This window comes from Amaricoccus sp. B4 (genome assembly GCF_043226085.1).
Classification (GTDB): Bacteria; Pseudomonadota; Alphaproteobacteria; order Rhodobacterales; family Rhodobacteraceae; genus Amaricoccus.
Genome location: NZ_CP171225.1, coordinates 2,332,501 through 2,350,811, shown reverse-complemented (window position 1 = coordinate 2,350,811; position 18,311 = coordinate 2,332,501). Strand labels below are relative to the sequence as shown.

General features: G+C 68.7%; 17 protein-coding genes (1 of these 17 running past the window's edge). 4 read left to right on the top strand and 13 right to left on the bottom strand.

What is annotated here, in order from left to right; genetic code table 11:
• The first annotated feature begins 202 nt into the window (after positions 1–202).
• Complete coding sequence (locus ACF66B_RS11220) at positions 203–1,708, top strand: S1C family serine protease (protein ID WP_392662616.1); 1,506 nt, start codon at positions 203–205, stop codon at positions 1,706–1,708.
• Positions 1,709–1,786: 78 nt separating this feature from the next.
• Here the strand turns inward: ACF66B_RS11220 and ACF66B_RS11215 are convergent, their stop codons facing one another.
• Complete coding sequence (locus ACF66B_RS11215; protein ID WP_111431219.1) at positions 1,787–2,839, bottom strand: AraC family transcriptional regulator; 1,053 nt, start codon at positions 2,837–2,839, stop codon at positions 1,787–1,789.
• A gap of 135 nt (positions 2,840–2,974) precedes the next feature.
• Between ACF66B_RS11215 and ACF66B_RS11210 the strand changes: the two genes are divergently transcribed.
• Positions 2,975–3,352 carry a glycine zipper family protein gene (locus tag ACF66B_RS11210; protein ID WP_111431218.1) on the top strand — a complete coding sequence of 126 codons (378 nt, stop codon included), beginning with the start codon at positions 2,975–2,977 and terminating at the stop codon, positions 3,350–3,352.
• On the opposite strand, the gene ACF66B_RS11205 is transcribed toward ACF66B_RS11210, so the two are convergent.
• The 10 genes from ACF66B_RS11205 to ACF66B_RS11160 form a co-directional block, all read right to left on the bottom strand.
• The gene (locus ACF66B_RS11205) at positions 3,309–3,920 is read right to left on the bottom strand and encodes a hypothetical protein (protein WP_111431217.1); all 612 of its coding nucleotides are present in this window, start codon (positions 3,918–3,920) and stop codon (positions 3,309–3,311) included. The genes ACF66B_RS11210 and ACF66B_RS11205 overlap by 44 nt on opposite strands.
• A 54-nt stretch (positions 3,921–3,974) precedes the next feature.
• Positions 3,975–4,874 carry an oxygen-dependent coproporphyrinogen oxidase gene (gene hemF, locus ACF66B_RS11200; RefSeq protein WP_111431216.1) on the bottom strand — a complete coding sequence of 300 codons (900 nt, stop codon included), beginning with the start codon at positions 4,872–4,874 and terminating at the stop codon, positions 3,975–3,977.
• Between the two features lie 153 nt (positions 4,875–5,027).
• Complete coding sequence (gene ftsZ, locus ACF66B_RS11195) at positions 5,028–6,671, bottom strand: cell division protein FtsZ (protein ID WP_111431304.1); 1,644 nt, start codon at positions 6,669–6,671, stop codon at positions 5,028–5,030.
• A 179-nt stretch (positions 6,672–6,850) separates the two neighbouring features.
• A complete protein-coding gene (ftsA, locus tag ACF66B_RS11190) occupies positions 6,851–8,185 on the bottom strand; it encodes a cell division protein FtsA (protein WP_111431215.1) in 1,335 nt (444 codons plus the stop codon).
• Positions 8,182–9,063: a cell division protein FtsQ/DivIB gene (locus ACF66B_RS11185; RefSeq protein WP_111431214.1), complete on the bottom strand. Its 882-nt coding sequence runs from the start codon at positions 9,061–9,063 to the stop codon at positions 8,182–8,184. Before ACF66B_RS11185 ends, ftsA begins: the two co-directional genes overlap by 4 nt.
• Positions 9,051–9,965 (bottom strand): D-alanine--D-alanine ligase, encoded by a 915-nt coding sequence (locus tag ACF66B_RS11180; RefSeq protein ID WP_111431213.1) that lies wholly within the window; start codon positions 9,963–9,965, stop codon positions 9,051–9,053. Before ACF66B_RS11180 ends, ACF66B_RS11185 begins: the two co-directional genes overlap by 13 nt.
• A gap of 61 nt (positions 9,966–10,026) precedes the next feature.
• Positions 10,027–10,941, bottom strand: coding sequence for a UDP-N-acetylmuramate dehydrogenase (gene murB / locus ACF66B_RS11175; protein WP_111431212.1), 915 nt, complete (start codon positions 10,939–10,941; stop codon positions 10,027–10,029).
• Between the two features lie 11 nt (positions 10,942–10,952).
• Positions 10,953–12,380: a UDP-N-acetylmuramate--L-alanine ligase gene (murC, locus tag ACF66B_RS11170; protein WP_111431211.1), complete on the bottom strand. Its 1,428-nt coding sequence runs from the start codon at positions 12,378–12,380 to the stop codon at positions 10,953–10,955.
• Entirely contained in the window at positions 12,377–13,480 is a 1,104-nt protein-coding gene (locus ACF66B_RS11165; RefSeq protein ID WP_111431210.1) for a UDP-N-acetylglucosamine--N-acetylmuramyl-(pentapeptide) pyrophosphoryl-undecaprenol N-acetylglucosamine transferase, read from the bottom strand. Before ACF66B_RS11165 ends, murC begins: the two co-directional genes overlap by 4 nt.
• The gene (locus ACF66B_RS11160; protein ID WP_111431209.1) at positions 13,477–14,652 is read right to left on the bottom strand and encodes a putative peptidoglycan glycosyltransferase FtsW; all 1,176 of its coding nucleotides are present in this window, start codon (positions 14,650–14,652) and stop codon (positions 13,477–13,479) included. Before ACF66B_RS11160 ends, ACF66B_RS11165 begins: the two co-directional genes overlap by 4 nt.
• A gap of 256 nt (positions 14,653–14,908) precedes the next feature.
• Here ACF66B_RS11160 and ACF66B_RS11155 point away from each other — a divergent pair, with 256 nt between their 5' ends.
• Entirely contained in the window at positions 14,909–15,526 is a 618-nt protein-coding gene (locus ACF66B_RS11155) for a hypothetical protein (RefSeq protein ID WP_111431208.1), read from the top strand.
• Between the two features lie 13 nt (positions 15,527–15,539).
• Here the strand turns inward: ACF66B_RS11155 and ACF66B_RS11150 are convergent, their stop codons facing one another.
• Both ACF66B_RS11150 and ACF66B_RS11145 read right to left on the bottom strand, forming a co-directional pair.
• Entirely contained in the window at positions 15,540–16,262 is a 723-nt protein-coding gene (locus ACF66B_RS11150; protein WP_111431207.1) for a hypothetical protein, read from the bottom strand.
• A 138-nt stretch (positions 16,263–16,400) separates the two neighbouring features.
• The gene (locus ACF66B_RS11145) at positions 16,401–17,657 is read right to left on the bottom strand and encodes a D-amino acid dehydrogenase (protein WP_111431206.1); all 1,257 of its coding nucleotides are present in this window, start codon (positions 17,655–17,657) and stop codon (positions 16,401–16,403) included.
• Positions 17,658–17,839: 182 nt separating this feature from the next.
• Between ACF66B_RS11145 and msrP the strand changes: the two genes are divergently transcribed.
• Positions 17,840–18,311, top strand: the 5' portion of a protein-coding gene (msrP, locus tag ACF66B_RS11140) for a protein-methionine-sulfoxide reductase catalytic subunit MsrP (RefSeq protein ID WP_111431205.1). Its footprint extends 461 nt past the window's final position; 472 of the gene's 933 nt are visible here — the first part of the coding sequence; it begins with the start codon at positions 17,840–17,842; the stop codon falls past the right edge of the window.

Genomic DNA, 18,311 nt, shown 5'->3' with positions numbered 1-18,311 from the left:
GAACTATACCCTGCGCGGCGCCCTGACAACAGGGACGGAAGGCGGGGAACGGGCTATCTGGAATCGATATGGAATCCGTATGGAATCCATATGGCAAATTGCCATACGCCGCCCGCCGTTAGCCAGTTCATGAACGCGCCCGCCGCTCCGGCGCCAAACCTGCTATGTTCCGTGCATGTTCTTCTTGCTGGGGGGCGGGGACATGCGGGGCCTGGGTATTTCCTTTGGGGTGGCGCGAGGCGTGGCCGGAGCCGTGGTGCTTCTGCTGCTGCTCTTCGTGCCGGTGCTCTCGGGCGCTTGGGCCGAGACCGGTGGCGGCCCGCTCCTCGCGGAATTCGACGCGCGGCCCTTCTCGGTGGAAGAGAAGCGCGTGCTGCAGATCGGCCTGACGGTCTCGGGCAGCTATCGCGGGCTGATCGACGGCGCCTGGGGCGCGCGGTCGCAGCAGGCGATGGAGGCGTTCGTGGCGGAGACGGATGCCGATGCCGCGGCGACAGGGCTCGTCTTCGGCTATCATGCCGCGGAGATCGGCCGGCGGGCCTATGACTTCCTGTCCCAGACGGGTCTCTCCTATCGCGGGGGGCCTCCGGTGGCGCATCGCCTGCTTGCGCCTCCCGGGGCTTTCGTGCCCGGCGAGCATCCCGACTGGGGGGAGTTCGTGCTCGAGGATCGGGACGTGGAGATCCGGGTCTTTCAGACAGCGCCGGGGCTGGCCGCGATCCTGCACAGGGTGATGCTCGACGGGTTTCCGGCCTATGCCGAGCCCTACACCGTGCGGCGGAGCGGCCGACTGGTCACGGCGCTCGATGAGGGAGGCGCGCGCTGGTATGTGCGCTCCGATCTCGATCCGCTGCGGCCGGGCGCGTGGAACACGACGATGGTCGTTCTCCAGCCCGGCGGTGACCGACGGATCTTCGAGGTGATTGTCGGAAGCCTCGGTTCGGACCCTGACGCGGATGTGCTCGGAAACGACGCGCGGCTGACCGGTCTCGTGCGGGCCTGGCTCGCGGTGGGCGAGGAGGAGGCGCCGGCCGCGCCGGAAGCCGTGACCGCGGCCGTGCCCGAGAGGGGCGATTCGGGCGGCCTGCATCCGCTGCGCGGGACCGGGACCGGGTTTTTCGTCAACAACACCGATCTCGTCACCGCACGGCATGTGGTGGAGGATTGCCGGGCCGTGACGCTGCTCGACGGGACCGCGCTTTCGATCGTGGCGGTGCATCCCGGCCTCGACCTTGCGCTGCTCTCCTCGCCCGCGCGGTCGCGGGACTGGATCCCGCTGCACCGGACCGGCAAGGCGGCGCTCGGTCAGCCGGTGATCGCGCTCGGCTATCCCTATTTCGGGCAGGTCAACACCGCGCTCAACTCGACGCTCGGCAATGTCAGCGCGCTGGTGGGCTATCACGATGATCCCGACGCCATCACCGTTTCAGCGCCGATCCAGCCCGGAAACTCCGGCGGACCGCTTCTGTCGAGCGATGGAACGGTGATCGGGGTCGTGGTCGCGCAGATCGCCAAGATCGAGTTTGCGGAGGAAACCGGCTCGCTGCCGGAGAACATCAACTATGCCGTCACCGGTGAGGCCCTGCTCGGCTTTCTCGAGGCGGAGGGAGCGAGCCTGCCGCGGCTTTCGGGCGAGCCGCCGGATCTGCGCGAAGGCGTGCCCGACGCGGTGCAGCGTGCAGTGGTGCCGGTGCTCTGCGAGGGGTGACGGCCACGCGCCCGGACGGCTGCGGGGCAGGACCGCGAGGGCGGGCCGGGCGATCCGGGGCGCGCGGGTGTCGGGCCGTCAGCCGCTCGTGGCGCGTGACGCGTTGGCCGCGAGAAAGGCCGTGGGGGTCTTGCCGGTCCAGCGGCGGAAGGCGCGGACGAAGGAAGAGGGTTCGGAGAAGCCCACGAGATAGGCGGTCTGGTTGACCGAGACCTTGCGCGCCGAGAGGTAGTCGGAGGCCATGCGGAAGCGCAGCGCGTCGAGCACGGCGGCAAAGCTGGTCTCTTCGGCGCGCAGGCGGCGGTAGAGCGTCTGGCGGCTCATGCCGAGGCCGGCGGCGACCGTCTCGATCGTCACATCGCCCTGATGGAGGATCGGAAGCAGCGCGGCTTCGAGGCGGCCGCGCGCCGTGCGGTCGGTTTCGAGCCGCTGCATCAGCGCATCCGCGCGCTCGGCGAAGATGCCGAAGACATAGCCGCTCGTGCCGTCGAACTCGGTCGTGAGCCAGACAGGGTCCATGCGCAGCGCATTGCGCGGCGCGTCGTAGCGGATGGGGACGCGGTAGAGTTCGGCCGTGGTCTCGGCATGGGCCGGACGCGGGTGGGTGAACTCGATCTCCAGCGCAAAGGGCCGGCCGGGGAAGCCGCGGCGGAACTCGCCGATGAAGCGGGCGAAGGCGTTTTCGCTGAGTGCGGGGAAGCTGTTGGGGTCTGGGCGGTTGTCGGTGATCCAGATCTCGCCGCGCTCTCCGCCGACGCTGAAGCGCTCGGCGCCGTTCATCACGTCGACCTCGACCATCAGGCGGCTGTAGCGGTTGAGCTGGACGAGGCTGTCGGCGACCGAGGCCGAGGAATGCACGATCAGGCCGACGATCGAAAGCCGGTCGAGCTCGGTGCCGATGCTGAAGCGTATGGCGATGGCGCCGTCGCCGGTTTCGGCAGCGGCTTCGTCGAGCAGCGCGCGGTAGGCCGCCATCGGGATCCGGGCGTCCTGATCCGTGAGGGCGGTCTCGGCGATACCCGAGTGGGCGAGCAGGCGGGCGCGCCCGGCGCCCCGGGCCTCGGCATAGTCGAGGAACCCGCGGACAAGGCCGGCCGCGACGGACTGTCCGGAGAGGCTCGTCTGCTGCATCGCTCGATCTATAGGGCCGGTTGCAACCAAATGCCAAGGATCTGGAACCGCCGGTCATGTGCGGTGCGGCGCGGAGACGGTATCCGCAGCAGGGCTCCGCGCGGGGCGCTGCTTCAACCACTCCGGACCTCAGACATGACGATGAAAGTCTTTCCTGCCTTGCTGCCGCTCGTGCTTCTTGCCGCCTGTGCCGATGGCGGTTCGAATTACTCTCCCATTCTCGACGGGCCCGCGGGCCCGGCCTACGCCGGCGATCTGGCCGAATGCCGGGCGCTCGCCCGCAATCAGAAGCAGTTCGATCAGGAGACGCTCGGCGCGGCGGTGCTCGGCGCGGGGGTGGGCGCGCTGCTGGGGCTTGCCGATGACGACAGTTCCGATCTCGAAGGCGCGGCGGGCGGTGCCGTCGTCGGCGGGCTCGCGGGGGGCGCGGCCGGCGGGATCAATGCCGCCGACCGGCGTCAGGCCATCGTCATCGAATGTCTGCGCGGCCGAGGGCACCGTGTGGTCGGCTGAGGCCCCGCCACCAGGTGTCGCGGGCGAGCGCGCGGCGGAGCGGCGTGCGGGTGGCGAGCGGGGCGTTGCGGATGTAGCGATGCGCTTCGGCCAGGCTCTCGCCCGCAAGGCCGCGCAGGTAGCCGAGCCCTTCGGGCACCGTGAAGGTGCGGCCGGTGGTTTCGCGGAAGTTGGGCTCGAGATCGGTCCAGACCGCCCCGGCCCAGCCCGCGGCACGGCACCAGGCGCCGATATGCGGCAGGAGCTCGGGCAGCCGGCTCTCGCCCTCCCCGGAGGGATCGGCCCAGCCGATGCGGCTGGTGGGCGCGCGTTCGCGGGCGGCGAGGTCCGCGCGGGCGGCGCCGATCCCGGTGCGGATCGAGGCAATGGCGTGGGTCGCGCAGGGCGCCCCGGTGGCCGGATCGAGGCAGAGGACGAGGCCGAGCTTGCGCTTGGCGCTGATGCGGCTGAACTCCATCGGGAGGCGCGGGCCTGCGCGCATCGCCCAGGAGCCCGCGACCTTCGGGGCGAGATCGTCGAGATCCCAGAGCAGCGAGCCCCAGCCGAGGATGGCGATGCGTTCGGTCATGGCGGCAAGATTGCCCGGCCCGCGCGGGGAAGGGAAGGGGCTCCGGCGCGGCCCTCAGGGCCACTTCGCGATCGGGGGGAGCGACATGAGCACGGCTTCGGGGTTGTGCCCGGTCTCGAGGCCGAAGCGGGTGCCGCGGTCGTAGACGAGATTGAACTCGGCGTAGCGGCCGCGCTTCACCAGCTGGATCTCGCGCTCGGCCTCTGTCCAGCTCTCGCGCATGTGCTGCTCGGTGAGCGGCGGGAAGGCGGCGAGAAAGCCCTGCCCCACGTCGCGGGTGAAGGCGAAATCGGCTTCCCAGTCGCCGGTGCAGAGATCGTCGTAGAAGATCCCGCCGACGCCGCGGGGCTCGTTCCAGTGGCGGATGAGGAAATAGTCGTCGGCCCAGGCCTTGAAGCGCGGGTAGTAGCCGGGATCGTGGGCGTCGCAGGCCTCGCGCAGGCGCGCGTGGAAGAAGGCGGTGTCGTCCTCGTTCTCGAGCATCGGATTGAGATCGGCGCCGCCGCCGAACCACCAGTCGAACGGGGTCCAGAACATGCGGGTGTTCATGTGGACGGCGGGGGTCCTGGGCGAGCGCATGTGGGCGACGAGGCTGATGCCCGAGGCCCAGAAGCGCGGGTCTGCCTCGAGGCCGGGGATTTCCCGGCGCGCGGTGAGGCTGCGCTGGGCCTGGGCGCCGAGGCGGCCGTAGACGGCGGAGACGTTGACGCCGACCTTCTCGAAGACGCGGCCGCCGCGCATCACCGCCATCACGCCGCCGCCGGCATCCGCCTCGCCCTCGCCGGCGCGGCGGGTTTCCTTGCGCTCGAAGCGGCCGGGGGGCAGATCGGCGAAGGGTCCGGTGTCCTGAGCGTCCTCGAGTGCCTCGAAAGCCGCGCAGATCCGGTTGCGCAGTTCCTCGAACCAGGCCTTCGCCCGGGCTTTCTCGCTTTCGCCAATCATCGCCTCAGTCATGGCCGTCCTCAGGGCTGGTCACGGGAGGGCAGAGGCATACGGCAAGATACCCGCCGGCGTCCAGTGGCCCGAACGGAGGAGGGGCACCCGGATGGTTCCGGGTGCCCCTCTGAAGAACGTTCCTGTCGCCGGGCGGGCCGGCGGGGAATACGGTCAGTTGGCCTGACGGCGGAGGAAGGCGGGGATGTCCACGCGTTCGCGCTCGCTGTCCTCGAAGTCGCCCGCGGCGGTTTCTTCCGGCTGCGACTGGAACGGCACGTCCTGCTGATGCGGCCGCGGCTGGGCCTGATCGCGGGTGGCCTGGCCGGTCATCTTGTGGATGAGGCTGTTGATCGTCAGGCGGCCGCCGCGATCAGCGTCGCTGCGGGGCGTCTGGGCGATCGGACGCACCATCGGCTGGGCCTTCGGCACGTTCTGCACGGCGGCCTGCAGCCGGCGCAGCGCGTCGGGGGAGGGCTCGCCGGGGCGGCGGGCTGCTGCGGCGGCGGCGGCCATGTTTGCTTCGCGCGCTTCGCTGGCGTCGATCTTCGGCTGGCCATAGGGCGCGGTGCGGCCGCCATGGTGCACGGCAGCGGGCTGCGGCACAGCGCCACGCGCGGCAGCGGGGGCCTCGGGCGCAACGTCACGGTCGACCTGCATCTGCGCATCGGCAAAGCTCGGGGCGGGCGCGGGCTGCTGGGCGGGCTGCTCGGGCGTGGGCATCGGCGAGGCCGAGCTGTTGCGCAGCGCTGCGGCGATCGGGCCGGCCGAGATGGCGGGTGCGGCGGCCGGAGCCTGGAGCGGTTCGGCAACCTTGGCAGCCTGCGGTGCGGCGACTTCCTCGGGCTTCGCGATGGCGTCGATGCCGGTCGCGACGACGGAGACGCGCATCATGCCCGCCATTTCCGGATCGAGGGTGGAGCCGACCATGATGTTGGCCTCGGCATCGACCTCGGCGCGGATGCGGTTGGCCGCCTCGTCGAGTTCGAAGAGCGTGAGATCGGGGCCGGCGGTGATGTTGATGAGCACGCCGCGTGCGCCCTTGAGGCTGATCTCGTCGAGGAGCGGGTTGGCGATCGCCTTCTCGGCGGCCTGGACGGCGCGGTCCTCGCCGGAGGCCTCGCCCGTGCCCATCATCGCCTTGCCCATCTCGTTCATCACCGAACGGACGTCGGCGAAGTCGAGGTTGATGATGCCCGGACGGACCATGAGGTCGGTGACGCCCTTGACGCCCTGATAGAGCACGTCATCGGCGAGCGCGAAGGCTTCCGTGAACGTGGTCTTCTCGTTGGCGAGCCGGAAGAGGTTCTGGTTGGGGATGATGATGAGCGTGTCGACATGCTTCTGCAGCTCGTCCACGCCGTTCTCGGCCTGACGCATGCGGCGCGAGCCTTCGAAGTGGAAGGGCTTGGTCACGACGCCGACGGTGAGGATGCCCATCTCGCGGGCGGCCTTGGCGATGATCGGGGCCGCGCCGGTGCCGGTGCCGCCGCCCATGCCGGCGGTGATGAAGCACATGTGGCAGCCCGAGAGACGCTCGACGATGTCCTCGATCGATTCCTCGGCCGCTGCCGCGCCGACTTCGGGCCGCGCGCCTGCACCGAGCCCCTCCGTCACGCGGGTGCCGAGCTGGAGCTTGTTGCTCGCCTGGCTCTGCTGAAGGGCCTGTGCATCGGTGTTCGCGACGACGAATTCGCAGCCTTCGAGCTGCTGCTCGATCATGTTATTGACTGCGTTGCCGCCTGCACCACCGACACCAACCACCGTGATCCGGGGGCTGAGGTCCTGAGTCACTGGAATGCTGAGAGTCAGTGCCATGTTGTTGTCCGCCTGTTCCGAATTATCCGTCATCCGCGCACACGCGCGAACGATTCCGCCTGCTCTGTGAGGGAAAGGTAGCGGAAACAACCGCTAGGGTCACGTAGAATCATGTGATTCTCCCCAATATATGGTATTGCGCTACAAGATAAAGCGGAAACTTAAAAACTATCCGCAAGTTACCAGTTCTCCTTAAACCAGCGCAGGGCGCGGACGACTTTCCGGGCGCCATGGCGGTCCTGAGGCATTTCGAAGTCCCACCACTCGTCATGCGGGCATGAGACGTGCATTGCGAGACCCACGGTGGTCGAGAAGGAGGTCCCGGTCGCCGACTGCGGCAGGCCCTGGACCCGCAGCGGTTTGCCCACCCGGCACTGGCGTCCGAGGATGTGGCTCGCGATGGTCTCGAGGCCAGGGATCTGGGCGCTGCCGCCGGTGAGAACGATGCGCTGGGAGGGGAGGTATTCGAAGCCCGAGGCGTCGAGCCGGGCCCGCACTTCCTCGAGGATCTCCTCGACGCGCGGCCGCATCACCCCGATGAGCTCGGAGCGGCTGATCTGGCGCCGCTCGTGGTCCCAGTCGCCGAGGATCGAGGGCAGCTCGATCATGTCGCGGTCGTCGATGCCGGTGGCGATGAGGCCGCCGTGCTTGGTCTTCATCCGCTCTGCGTCCTGCATCGAGACCTGGAGGCCCTGGCAGATGTCGGAGGTGATGTGGTGGCCGCCCATGCGCACCGCGTCGGTGTAGATCATCTGGCGGCGGACGAAGATCGAGACGCCGGTGGAGCCGCCGCCGATGTCGATGCAGGCAGCGCCGAGCTCCTGCTCGTCTTCGATGAGGCTGGCAAGCGCGGTGGCATAGGGGGCCGCGACGATGCCGGCGAGTTCGAGGTCGCAGCGCCGGATGCAGTGCATGAGGTTGTGCAGCGCCGTGCGGGCGACGGTGACGAGATGCATGTCCACCGCGAGGTCGCGGCCGATCTGGCCACGGGGGTCCGTCAGGCCGGTGCGGTGATCGAGGCAGAAGTTGACGGGGAGCGCGTGGATCGCATCCCGGTCGTGGCCATAGTCGGGAATCTCGCATTCCGCGAGCACCTGGCCGATGTCTGCCTCGGTCACGGCACCGTTTTCAACTTCGGTCTCGCCGGTCACGCCATAGGAGCGCGGGCGGCCGCCGGAGAAGGCGACGACGACGTGATCGAAGCGGAGGTTGGCCATCTTCTGCGCGCCCTGCACCGCGGTGCGGATCGCGCGCTCGCATTCGTCCATCGAGGTGATCTCGCCGAAGGCGATGCCGCGGGACCGGGTGTTGGCCGCGCCGATGACCCGAAACGCACCCTGACGCAGCACGGGCCGGGCATTGGCGCCTTCACCTTCCTCTTCGGGCACGAACTGGAGCACCAGGCACGAGACCTTGGTCGTGCCGATATCGAGCACCGCAATGACCCCGCGCCGCAGCGCGGCATCCCGCCGCGTGCGCATCGCGCGTTGCAGATCGTAGAGGTGCCGGTTCATGCATCTTCTCCCATGTCCATCCGTCTCAGCCGTTCGAGTTCGGACACCGCGTGCTCGGTCAGCCGCAGCATCGGCCGACGCGGGTCGCGCATGTCCACAGTCACGAGATCGCGTTCGAGGAGCTCTTCGCCCGCCTCGAGGGCCATCACCCGCCGCAGTGCCTCGGAGGCGCCGGTCTCGGGCAGCCGGATCGTCTGGCCGCGGTCGAGCACGAGATCCCAGCGCCGTTCACCGACGCGGACGAGCCCGCGGACCCGGCCGAGCACGGGGTGGGCATCGTCGAGGAGCAGGAGGGCCTCGGGCACGTGGCCGTCGGCGCCATCGCCTGCGATGAGGGGAAGGTCCGGGCGGCGCAGGCGGCTGTCCACCTCGGCCACGCGGATGCCGTTCTGGTCGAGGAGCTGGATGCCCTTCTCCGAGCGCCAGACCACCACCGGCATGCGCTCGATGGCGCGGATCTCCAGGACGCCGTTCGAGCGGATCTGCACCCGGGCGCGTTCCACCGCGTCGAGCGATTCGATGCGGGAGCGGACGGCCGCGACGCTGACCTCGAGGCTGCTGGCGGGGAGGTTGACGAAGGCCGCGATCTTGATCTGCTCGGCGAGATCGGCGCTCACGTCCGGAACCTCGATCGCGGTGATGGTGAACTGCGGCTGCTCGACGATCGCGTCGCGGGCCTTTTCGTAGAGCGCGACGGCGCGGGCCTGAAGGTCGAACTGCGCAAGCAGCGTCCAGGAGGCCAGCAGGACTGCGGCGAGCGGAACGCCGAGATTGACCAGCCGGCGGAAGGCCGGGCGCAGCCAGAGCCGGGTGAGCCGGTAGCGGAGCCGGGATGGCGCCGGGTCGCGCCGGGGCTGGGCGGCTCTCACCGGGAGCATGAGGCGTCCTCCACCATCCAGCGCACCAGCTCGCCAAAGCTCATGCCGCAATGGGCGGCCTGTTCGGGGGCGAGCGAGGTGGGGGTCATGCCGGGCTGGGTGTTGGTCTCGAGGAGGTGGAGGCCTTCGAGGCCGCGGGTCTCGTCCCAGCGGAAATCGGTCCGGCTCACGCCGCGGCAGCCAATCGCCTCATGGGCGCGGAGCGCATAGTCGAGGCAGGCGCGGGTGATGTCTCCGGGCAGGTCGGCGGGCACGACATGGCGCGAGCCGCCGGCGGCGTATTTCGCCTCGTAGCTGTACCAGCCGGTGGCGTAGATGTCGGTCACCGCGAGGGCGCGGTCGCCCATCACGGTCGTGGTGAGCTCGCGGCCGGGGATGAAGCGCTCGACGAGGACGATCTCGGGCATGTCGTCGGAGAGCTGTGCCGGGCCGTTGGCATTCTCATGCACGAGATAGACGCCGACGGAGGAGCCTTCGTTGAAGGGCTTGACCACATAGGGCGGCGGCATCGGATGCGCGCGGCGCACGTCGTCGCGGCGGGCAAGCAGCCCCTCGGCCACGGGGAGGCCGGCCTGGGCATAGATCTGCCGGGTGCGGGCCTTGTCCATCGCGAGGGCCGAAGCAAGCACGCCGGAATGGGTATAGGGCAGGCGCAGCCATTCGAGGATACCCTGCACGCAGCCATCCTCGCCCCAGCGGCCGTGGAGCGCATTGAAGACGACATCGGGTTTTTCGGCAGTGAGGCGATCGACGAGATCAGGCCCCGCGTCGATCTCGACGACGGAGTAACCCTCGTTCCGCAACGCAGCCGCGCACTCCCGCCCGGAGACGAGCGAGACTTCCCGCTCGGCCGAAGGACCGCCCTTTAGGACTGCGATGCGGGCTTGTGTCCTGCTCGACATGCCCGCCTCAATATGTTGCCCGCGGCCCTGTTTCGGCCTTGTCGGGTATTTCGGGGTGGCATTAAAGCCTGCCGACCCGCATTATTTCCCACTGTAGCGTGATTCCGCTTGATTTCAAAACCCTTTTTCGAACCTCCTCGCCGAGATTCTCAAGATCCGCCGCGGTGGCCGTCCCGGTGTTGATGAGGAAGTTCGCGTGTATCGGCGACATCTGTGCTCCACCCAGGGTTGCACCCTTCATTCCTGCGTCCTCTATGAGCTTCCAGGCCTTCAGATCATGGACATCATCGGCGCGGCCGGTGGAGGAAAAGCCCGCAGGATTGCGGAAGGTGGAGCCGGCCGAGCGATCCTTTGTCGGCTGCGAGGCGTCGCGACGGGCAATCTGCTCGGCCATGCGCGCTTCGATTGATTCGGGGGTATCGTTGGGGGCCTCGAAGGTCGCCTCGGTGATGATGGCACTGTCGGGAAGCTCCGCACTGCGGTAGGCGAGCCTGAGCTCCGCAGCCGGAAGCGTGATGGCCTCGCCATGCCGGGTGACGGCGCGGACCGAAACGAGCGCATCGGCGACATACCGGCCGTAGCATCCGGCGTTCATCCGCACCGCACCGCCGATCGAGCCGGGGATCGTGCGCAGGAAGGCGAGGTCTATCCCCGCGGCTGCCGCGCGGCGCGCGACATGGGCGTCGAGCGCCGCGGCCCCCGCCACGACGCGGTTTCCCTCCGCGCGGATCGCATTGAAACCGCGCCCGAGACGGATGACGACCCCGGGCAAGCCGCCATCGCGCACGATGAGGTTCGAGCCCACGCCCATCGGGAAGACGGGAACCTCGGCGGGGAGGGCCGCAAGAAAGGCCGCAAGATCCGCCTCGTCGGCGGGCTGGAAGAGCCAGTCCGCCGGGCCGCCCACACGCAGCCAGGTGAGCTCCGCCATAGGCTTCTTGGGCGTGAGCGTTCCCCGGACGGGGGGGAGGTTCATCGACGTGGAGATCACGCCTCCACGGCCTCGGGGTGGGTGTCGTTGGCGCCGAGCTTTTCGGGCAGGGCGTTGGCCCAGGAGCTGATCGAGCCCGCGCCGAGGCAGACGAGCATGTCGCCGGGGCGGCAGGTGGTGCGGACGAATTCGGCCAGCGCGTCCTCGCCACCCAAGGGCAGTGCGTGGCGGTGGCCGTGGGCGACGAGCCCGCCGACGAGCCGGTCGCGGCTGATGCCCTCGATGGGGCTTTCGCCCGCGGCGTAGACATCGGTGATCGCGACGATGTCGGCGTCGTTGAAGCAGCCGCAGAACTGGGTGAAGAGGTCGCGGAGGCGCGTGTAGCGGTGCGGCTGGTGGACGGCGATCACTCGGCCCTCGGTGGCCTGACGCGCCGCCTTCAGCACTGCGGCGATCTCGACCGGGTGATGGGCGTAGTCGTCGATGATGGTGACATCGTTGCAGACGCCCACGCGGGTGAAGCGGCGGTTGACGCCGCCGAAGCCCGCGAGCGACTCGCGGATCGCCTCGCCCGGGATGCCGAGGTGGCGGGCGACGGTGATGGCGGCGAGCGCGTTCGAGACGTTGTGATCGCCGGTCATCGGCAGGGTGAGCTTCTCGAGCGTGCGGCCCTCGCCGTTCAGCACCACGTCGAAATGGGCGATGCCCTTCTCGTAGCGCAGGTTGCGTCCCTGCACGTCGGCCTGCGGGTTGAAGCCGTAGGTCACGACCTTGCGGTCGCGGATCCGGCCGACCAGCGCCTGCACCTCCGGGTGGTCGATGCAGCAGACCGCGAGCCCGTAGAACGGGATGTTGGAGACGAAGGTGTCGAAAGCCTCGCGCAGCGCATCGAAATCGCCGTAGTGGTCGAGGTGTTCGGGGTCGATGTTGGTGATGACGGCGATGGTGGCGGGAAGCTTGTTGAAGGTCCCGTCGCTTTCGTCGGCCTCGACCACCATCCACTCGCCCTGGCCGATGCGCGCGTTGGAGCCGTAGGCGTGGATGACGCCGCCGTTGATGACGGTCGGGTCCATCTCGCCGCCCACCAGCAGCGCCGCGACCATCGATGTCGTCGTGGTCTTGCCGTGGGTGCCGGCGATCGCGACGTTGGATTTCAGCCGCATGAGTTCGGCGAGCATCTCGGCGCGGCGCACCACGGGGAGCTTGCGCGCGCGGGCCGCGTCAAGCTCGGGGTTGCCGGGCTTGATCGCCGAGGAGATCACCACGACCTGGGCATCGGCAAGGTTCTCGGCCTGCTGGCCGATGAAGACCTTCGCGCCCTTCTGCTCGAGGCGCCGGGTGATCGGGCTTGCGCGGAGATCGGAGCCCTGCACGGTGAAGCCATGGTCGAGCAGCACCTCGGCGATCCCCGACATGCCGATGCCGCCGATCCCCGTGAAGTGAATGGCGCCGATGTCGTGGGGAAGCCGGGTCTGTCCGTTCATGTTTCTCTACCGTTCTGGGCGAGTGCCTCGACGAGGCCCGCGAGATGTTGAGTTGCCTCGGGGCGTCCGCGCGAGAGGCTTGCCGCTGCCATGGCGCCCGCCCCTTCGGGGTCCGAGAGGATTGCGGTGATGTGCCTTGCCAGCCCCTCCGGCGTCAACTCCGCCTCGCTGATCGCGAAGGCGCCGCCCGCCTCGACGAGGCCTGCGGCATTGGCGGTCTGATGGTCGTCCATGGCCGCGGCATAGGGGATGAGGAGGGCCGGCCGGCCGATTACGGTGATGTCGGCGATGGAACTGGCGCCTGCGCGGCTGATGACGAGGCTCGCTGCGGCCAGCCGGTCGGGCACGTCGTCGAAGAAGCCACGGAGCTCCGCCTCGATCTCGAGCCCGTCGTATAGGGCGCGGACCCGGTCCATGTCCTCGGGGCGGACCTGCTGGGAGAGGTGGATGCGGTCGCGGAGATCATAGGGCAGGCGCTTGAGCGCATCGGGCACCACGCGCGAGAAGAGGCCCGCGCCCTGGCTGCCGCCGATGACAAGAAGGCCGATCGTGCCTTTCGCCGGGCTGGGGTAGGCCGCGCCGGAGAGCGCGAGCACACTGCTGCGCACCGGGTTGCCGACATATTCGCCGCGGGTGCCCTCGGGGAGCGCGGTGGGCCATGTGCCACAGGCGACCTGATCGACGCGGGTGGCGAAGAGGCGGTTGACGCGGCCGAGCACGCCGTTCTGCTCGTGGATGAGGCGCGGGATCTTCAGGAGCGTTGCCGCCGCCATGGCTGGTAGCGCGGGGTAGCCGCCGAAGCCCGCGACGCAGGCGGGCCTGTCGCGGCGCAGCGCCTGCGCCGTCTTCACGACGCCCGCAGCGATCGAGAAGGGGGCGAGCGCGCGGGAGAGGGCGCTGCCCTGGGCGAAGGTCGCGGACGATGTCACCTGTCGTTCGACTTCCTTCGGGAAGCCGCCCGCATAGCGCGCGCCCCGCGGATCGGTCGAGAGCTGCACCCGCCAGCCGCGCAGCAGCATCTCCTCGGCGAGGGCCTGGGCGGGGAACATGTGACCGCCGGTGCCGCCCGCGGCGATGACGAGAAGGGGGCGGGCGCTCATGCAGGCAGCGCCCGGCGGCGGGCGAGCAGCTCGTCGAAGTCGTTCTGTGGCCGGGTGCGGGTCATCGCGAGCAGCATCCCGAGGCCGATGCCCGCCGCGATGAGCGAGGAGCCGCCATAGGAGATGAGCGGCAGGGTCATGCCCTTGGCGGGCAGGAGCCGGACTGCCACGCCGATATTGATGAGCGACTGCATCCCGAGGAGCACCGCGAGGCCGGTGCCCGCGAAGCGGATGAAGGGGTCGCGCTCATGGACGAGCCGGAGCAGGGAGCGGACCACCACCGTCATGTAGAGCGCCATGATGATGACGCAGAGGATGAGGCCGAATTCCTCTGCCGCCACCGCGATGATGAAATCGGTATGGGCGTCGGGAAGCGTCCATTTGACCGTGCCGTTGCCGATGCCGACCCCGAGGAAGCCGCCCTCGTGGATCGCATTGGTGGCGTAACCGATCTGGGTGCGGGGATCGACTTCCGAGGAGAGGAAGCCGTCGATGCGCCGGGCGACATGTTCGGAATTCTCGTAGGCGAGCCAGCCGAAGCCGAGGACGCCCGCGCCGATCGAGCCGAGGAGCGCGATGGGGGCGCCCGCGACGAAATACATCAGCGCCCAGGTCGCGATGATGAGGCCGGCCTGGCCGAAATCGGGCTGGGCCGCGAGGAGGAGGACGAGGAAGACCGCGACGCCGAAGGAGATCATCTTGCCCGGAGGCCCCTTGTCGTCGTAGCTCGCCGCCATCAGCCAGGCGGTGAAGACCGCGAAGGTTGGCTTGAGGAACTCCGAGGGCTGGACCGAGATCACCTTCAGGGAATACCAGCGCACCGCCCCCTTGCCGAAATCGGTTCCGAGGACGGGCAGCAGCAGGATCGCGACGAAGGTGATGCCGAAGGCAAGCACCGCGAGGCGCCGCAGCCGGGTCGGCGACATCATCGAGATGACGAGCATGCAGCCGAGGCCCATCGCGCCGAAGACCGCCTGCCGCGTCACGTAATGGAACGGATCGAGCCCGTTGCGGACCGCGAGCGGCGGCGAGGCGGCGAGCCCCAGCAACAGGCCGATCATGAAGAGTGCGAGAATCGCCGCGAGCGACCAGCGGTCGACTGTGCGCCACCATGCGGGAAGGATCGCCTCGCCCCGGATCTCCGGCGTGGCGCCATGGACCATGTCGGTCATCGGGAACTGCCCTTTCCCATACGTCTGTCTGCCTCTGGCGCTCCGCTTTTGGCCGCGGATGCGCATATTAACCTGAAGCTTACCCTCGCGGGCGTCGCATTGCCAGCCTTTCGGCATCCTCCCCGGGCGGAAGGCGCCAAAAAAGCGGGCCGCGGCGCGTTTTGCGGCGTTGGCCCACATTCATCGTGAATTGGTTAACGCAACTTTAACCCTGTCGTGGCAGCTGTGGCCTGTCGTCTCCAGGAAAGGATTCCACATGTGCGCATACGGGGTGCCGGTACTCGATCTGATGCCTCCCGCCTTTGCCGAGGGCCTCTATGACTGGTCCAGGGGAGACGGCACACCGGACAGCCCGACCTATGGCGATTCCGACTGCGATGGTGTGCGTCTCATCGAGGACGACCCGGATTTCGGCGCCTGCCTCGAGTTGCGCAAGACCGAGGCGACCCAGCGGCTGCGCTACATGGGCGAGATGCCGCTCCGGCCGGCGAGTTTCATCGAGGTTTCGGCGCGGATCAAGGGCATGGGTGGGCCACGGGGCCTCGTTCGGGTCTCCGCTTGGCCGGGAGGCCGGATGGGCCGGCCGGTACCGGGGCTCGAGACCTGCGGCCGGGTCGTGGGGCTCGACATCCATGGCCGGGTCTACGAGGCCTGCGCGGTGATCGGGACCGAGGCGCTTCCGGGTATCGACATGGTATGGAACGACCGCGTGCTTTACGCCCATGTCGGGCTCGACCTGATCGGGCCGAGCGGCGGCGTGGTGCGGATTGCCGATATCCGCGTGCGCGATGTCACCGCGGAGGTGACGGGGCAGCCGCGGGTGATGCCGGGTTTCACCTCGGCCGATCTGCGCGTGGTCGGCGGCCGGCACTGAGCCGGCCGGAACCTCAGAACTCGAACCAGGTCGCGAATTTCAGTCCGAGCGCATCGTCTCCGGCCACCGAGGCAATGCCGCCGAGCTGCAGGTGCATCCGCTTGCCCATCTTGCGCACGACCGAGGGGGCAAGCCGCACGATGGTGTCTTCCGCGCCGTAGCGTCCGGTCTGCAGCTGAAAGATCAGCATCCATTTCTCGCTCGGCTTGATGCCGGCGGTGTAATCGGCCTTGAAGGCGAAATCCTCGCTCTTGAAGCGGTATTCGGCCGAGGCCTCGATCCCGAGCCAGCCGCCGCCCCAGCGGCTTTCGAATCCCCTGCCCCAGGAAAGACCGGGCCGGAGCCGGGCCTGCTGACCGTAATCGGGTTCGGTCTGGGTGCCCGCGCCGATCTGTGCGGCGAAGCGATTGCCGCCCTCGCCCACCCAGATCGGATAGCGCAGGAAGGCAAGCCAGGCGTTGACCGGGCTCTCCATGCCGGTCGAGAGGCTTGCGTCGATCCCGACCCCGGCGTCGAGGCCAATGGTGAGTTTCGGCGTGAGGCCATATTCGGCATAGAGCGAGGTGTAGCTGCGAATATCCTCGCTCGCCGAGAGAAGCGTGCGCCCACCGGTGCTGACGGTCTGGCTAAGCGAAAGGAAGGCCGCGCCCTCGTCGCGTGGCCATGCCCCGGCCCCGGCCTCCGGGACATGAACCGGGGCCGCGGCCAGCAGAATCGCGGCAAGACGCCTTCGCATTCGGGATACTCCAGGAGACATGCCCGACTCCGCCCGATCATGGTAAACAAATCCTGAATCGGGGGGATGCGGGGCGCGTTTCCCGGTGTCTCGCGACCGTGGCGGGCCTCGATGGGCCCGCGCCTGGCGGCCTCTGCGCTACTGCCCGTAGCGGGCGACGGTCAGGCCGTCGAGGGAGATCTCCGGTGTCCGGCCGGTCACGACATCGGCGACCGCGCGGCTCGAGCCGCAGGCCATGGTCCAGCCCAGCGTGCCATGGCCGGTGTTGAGAAAGAGGTTGGAGAAGCGCGTCGGGCCGATCACCGGGGTGCCGTCGGGCGTCATCGGCCTGAGGCCGGTCCAGCCTTCGGCCTTCGAGACATCGCCACCCTTGGGGAAGAGGTCGGAGACCACATGGCGCACCGCATCGGTGGCGCGCGGCCCGAGGCTCTTGCTGTAGCCGACGATCTGCGCCTGACCCGCGACGCGGATCCGGTCGCCGAGCCGGGTGATCGCGACCTTGTGGGTCTCGTCCATCAGCGTCGATTGCGGCGCGGCATCGCCGTCGGTCACGGGCAGGGTGATCGAATAGCCCTTGATCGGATAGATCGGCACCCGGATGCCCACGGTCTTGAGCACGCGCGGCGCGTGCGGGCCGAGGGCGCAGACATAGCTGTCGGCGGTCTCGAGCCCCTTGTCGGTCTCGACTCCCGCAATGCGCCCGCCCTCCTCGCGGAGACCGTTGATCGTGACCCCGTACCGGAAGGAGACGCCCATCTCCGCCGCCTTCTCGGCCAGCGCGAGGGTAAACACCCGGCAATCCCCGGTCCGGTCAGCCGTGAGACGCAGGCCGCCGACGAATTTCTCCGCGACATGGGAGAGGCCCGGCTCGGCGGCGATGCAGCCCTCGCGGTCGAGCACCTCGAAGGGCGAGTCGAATTCCGCCAGCACGTCCTGGTCGGCCTTCGAACCCTTCAGCTGCTTTTCGGTGCGGAAGAGCTGGAGCGTGCCCTTCTCGCGCATGTCGAATTCGAGCGGCACCTCGGCGAGCAGGTCGGTGAGCGCATCCCGGCTGTAGCTCGAGATCCGCACCATCCGGCTCTTGTTGATCTTGTAGGACTCGGAGTTGCAGTTCCGGAGCATCTGCACGCACCAGGCCCACATCGCGGGCCGGAGGCTGGGGACGATGAGCAGCGGGCGGTGCTTCATGAAGAGCCACTTCACCGCCTTCTTCGGGATGCCCGGGGCCGCCCAGGGCGAGCTCATGCCGTAGGAGAGCTCGCCTGCGTTCGCAAAGCTCGTCTCCATGCCCGGGCCGGGCTGGCGGTCGAGCACCTGAACCTCGACGCCCTGCTTCGCAAGATAATATGCCGTCGTCACACCGATCACGCCGGCGCCGAGAACCATCACCTTCATATTTACCCCCGAACTGCTCCTGAGGCTCGAGCTTAGGAGGGCAGGGCGGGGCTGTCACCCCCCGGCTCCGACGTGGCTGAGGCGGGGACCCGTGTTACGGGATTGTGAAGGGCAGAGCCGAAATGGACGGGGCCTTGTGCGCGTATAGTCCTGCGTAATGCGAACACAGCACGGGAACTAAGATGCAACGCTGGACCGGACCAAAGCTCACCTATGCCGATGTCACGCCGAAGGCGGCCTGGCTGGGCCGTCGCGCGTTCATCGCGGGCGCAGCCGCCCTGCCGCTCGCCACCCGCAGCGCCGCGGCCGCGACGCTCCAGGGCAAGACGAGCAAGTGGTCGATCGACGAGGCCCCAACCTCGAAGGCCGACATCACGAGCTACAACAACTACTATGAATTCGGCTTCGACAAGGAAGATCCGGAGCGCTACGCGGGCAAGCTCACGACCAAGCCCTGGTCCGTTGTGATCGACGGCAAGGTCGGCCGGCCGGGCACGTACGGAGTGGAGGATCTTGCGAAGCCCGGAGCGCTCGAGGAGCGGATCTACCGGCTCCGCTGCGTCGAGGCCTGGTCGATGGTGATCCCCTGGATCGGCGTTCCGCTTGCCGACGTGATCGCCCGGGCCGAGCCGGAACCGGGCGCGAAATATGTGG